Genomic DNA, 2427 nt, shown 5'->3' on the forward strand with positions numbered 1-2427 from the left:
GAGGATATTCCAAGTCATCAGCTATTTGATTAGCTAATGTATTTGAGTATAAATAACATAAAAATGATTAAAACAATTCATAATAAGTGCTAATGTTTAATTTTTTTTCAATATATTAACGAGGAATTTTTGAAGAAAATTGAATTACTTACAAATTTTAAATAAGAGATGAAACTGAAAATTACTGCAATCAAATTTCGGTCATTTTCCAAACTTTTTTTATTTAAAACTTGATCATGTGAAGTTCAATGAAACAGCGTTTTCCTGCTAGAATTCTGTACAGAAAACAGCTCATTTTGTACAGAACTAAATGATGTTTCAGAAAAAGCTTGAAGAAATTGCCAAAGATCTTCTACCTGAAAGTCACTGCGGCTTCAAAGCTATTGGTAACTTTAATATGGTATTCTTAGACAAGTATAAGAGAAGTGCAGAGAACAAAACAGAGGATTCTATGTAACTTTGACCTCACGAGAGCTTTGATATTATGAGTACAAAGGCTTATGGCACGATTTTACATAAAATTAACTCAAAATACTCATCCTGCTATATGAGGGTCAGCGCAGTTAAGTCACATATATAGATGCACTCTCCAATTTCTTCCCAGCTATTAGTCTAGTGCCAACTCTATTCACAATTTTCTTTTGCATGGTGTTAGAAAGAGTCAAAGTAAGACTCTACAAAGAAAACGGTATTCATATCTGTTACCGTACCAATGGCAGCAATCTCAAGAAGAGGATTAACAGTACATAAATAGGATGTGAATATAGACTACAACAAAGAAATAGGAAATAAATCTAAACATTATAAAATTGATTAGATGACACATTAACATTCATTTTACAATTTGATTTATTGACTTATTGAAAGTTTCGCGATATAAAATTCGCGACATATGCTACTTTTTTAAAAAAATTTCAAAAATGAATTATTAAAGTTGGTTATGAAAATGTTTTTTTTGTTTCAATTTGATAGTAAATATTTTTTGAAGTCTTTTAAAATTTTAATAGCAGAAATTTTGCTAAAAATATTGGGCCAAAAATAAAAATAAAGGAAATAATATATATCTGTCAGATTCACTTATTACTTTTATATTCACCAATAAAATATAATATCTTTGTTTGTTTCCAGAAATGTTCCAAAAAATTTCCACAATGTTGTTTAATTTGTATTGCATTTATTTTACACCATAAAAAAAATATTTCAGATTTAATAGAACCGTGAATTTCTTTTTTTATAACACCTGTTACTGAAATATTTTTGTTTCTGTAATACATAACATAATTTTTTGATATTTTCGGCAATGTTTGTTTCTTTTGACGTAAACCAAAATTCCAAAAAATTTCTTCTTCCATATCAGTACTGAAATATTTCTTCACGCTACACGTTGACTAGGTTGCGTGATTCACTTACGACGAATCATTTTCTTTAATTTATATTGGACTTTGGAATATCTGGAAAGTATGGGAAATGTTTGATTTTGATAATGCTATCAAAAAATGAAGGCTGAAGTGATGAGCAAACAATATTTGACAACAATACTGCCATCTGAAAGGCAAAAGAATTGAATAAATGAATCATAACATCGTTCATAAGATGACGGATACGGTAGTAAGGATAAAAATGAAATAACATAACAAGAAATATATGTAGCAATTGACCAGTTAATTTAAAAGCGATCATAGAAACAGAAACAATATGCCTTACTGCCTCACAAAATGACACTCACCTGTACGAATAAAGAGAATGATTGCAAGATGTTGAGAGAAACAGTGGTATTATACAGTGGATTTCCATTAAAATGAAAGATGCGGTATATAGGATGGAGACAGCAACTGAATAAACGTCAGGAAGAATCAATAATTGTTGATTGTTACGAAAGCCAATAGGATCAGCAAGTGCTATCAGTTCGCGGATAAAACGACTGATTGCTGCACCGATAACAAATGCTGGCATAAATATACCTGCTGGGACTGGCAATGTACTCGCAACTGATAGCACTTTGTCAAAAATACTATAAAATTTTCTATGAAAACTAACCAACTTATAAAACTAATGATGAAAATTGCAAATTCAATGAACACAGAATTATATATTTTCCAGCATTTACTAAAATCCATTACATGCTTCTACGCTTAACGAGCTTACATGTCATATGGCACGTGCAATCAGCAAAAAAACATGTAATGACCGCGCAAACACAATCTGAAATTTGACAGAGCAATTGTGTTATCAGCAATACCGCGAAATAAGATTTCAACATGTACAGCATTTGTATATGCATTTGCCTTCTATTTAATTGCTGATTTAATCAAGAAACGATCAAACTAATGAACTACCTTTCCAATAAGATATTAGCCCAAACCATGTGGATACGTTATGGTCGAATGAAGGATAGAGACTGTAAGCGGGTAGACTATCCAGCTAAAA

General features: G+C 30.5%; 2 protein-coding genes. Both read right to left on the reverse strand.

The genetic code is table 11. The features are described from left to right. Nucleotides 1-1073: 1073 nt before the first annotated feature. Nucleotides 1074-1352 carry a hypothetical protein gene (locus IHO40_RS04735; protein ID WP_225537001.1) on the reverse strand — a complete coding sequence of 93 codons (279 nt, stop codon included), beginning with the start codon at nucleotides 1350-1352 and terminating at the stop codon, nucleotides 1074-1076. A gap of 370 nt (nucleotides 1353-1722) precedes the next feature. Beyond that, on the reverse strand, nucleotides 1723-1998 hold the full coding sequence (locus tag IHO40_RS04740; protein ID WP_225537002.1) for a chloride channel protein: 276 nt from the start codon (nucleotides 1996-1998) through the stop codon (nucleotides 1723-1725). Nucleotides 1999-2427 lie beyond the last annotated feature (429 nt).

This window comes from Wolbachia endosymbiont of Mansonella ozzardi, from assembly GCF_020278625.1.
GTDB lineage: Bacteria > Pseudomonadota > Alphaproteobacteria > Rickettsiales > Anaplasmataceae > Wolbachia.

Excerpts from the sequence above, each read along its gene's own strand:
- IHO40_RS04735 (WP_225537001.1), bottom strand. The coding sequence starts at position 1,352 with ATGGAAGAAGAAATTTTTTGGAATTTTGGTTTACGTCAAAAGAAACAA.